Origin of the sequence: Falsiroseomonas sp. E2-1-a20 (assembly GCF_051433195.1) — a bacterium.
Classification (GTDB): Bacteria; Pseudomonadota; Alphaproteobacteria; order Acetobacterales; family Acetobacteraceae; genus Falsiroseomonas.
This window is the reverse complement of sequence record NZ_JBHMFT010000189.1, coordinates 1-688: the sequence shown is the minus strand read 5'-3', so window position 1 is coordinate 688 and position 688 is coordinate 1. Positions and strand designations below refer to the sequence as shown.

The following is a 688-nucleotide window of genomic DNA, read 5'->3' as shown; positions in this document are numbered from 1 at the left end:
CCATGCCGGATCTGGATTGGAATGCCGAAACCTGGGATGGCGCTTATGACTGGGAAAATGGCGGCGAGGAGTGGAGCCAGGCCTGGGGTGGTAGCGAGGCGCAGTGGTTTGGTTCGCTTTACCCCCGCCTGCATCGCTTCCTGCCGGCAGGACGTGTGCTGGAAATAGCGCCCGGTTACGGACGTTGGACGAAATTTCTGATCGGGTTGAGTGAGTCCTTCGTCGGCGTCGATCTCTCGGACCAGTGTGTCGCGGCCTGCAAGACCCGCTTCGCCGCGAGCCGCCATGCCAGCTTCCTGAAAACCGACGGCACGTCCCTGGCGATGACCGAAGGTAAATTCGATTTGGTATTTTCATTCGATTCGCTGGTTCACGCCGAATTCGAGATCATGCAGGCTTATATCAGGGAAATCCTGGCTCGTTTGAATCCCGGGGGCCTTGCGTTCCTGCACCACTCCAACTTTCTCGATTGCCAGGGCGTCAACACGCATCGCCGGGCCGGCTCCGTCAGCGCCGGGAATGTCGCGGCCTGCATAAGGGAAAATGGCGGCTCCGTCCTGCTTCAGGAGAAGGTCAACTGGGGCTCGGTTGAGCTGACCGACAGCCTGACGCTTTTTGGCCAGGCCGTGTGCTTCCCGGGGGAGACGATACGGCTCGCAAATGGGAGCTTCATGGATGAGGCGCACAT

The 688-nt window shown here is 59.9% G+C and carries 1 protein-coding gene; it reads left to right on the top strand.

All coding sequences use genetic code 11. From position 1 onward, the window contains the following. The coding region (locus ACFHPP_RS31305) for a class I SAM-dependent methyltransferase (protein ID WP_437167123.1) at positions 1–688 on the top strand (688 nt) is incomplete at both ends.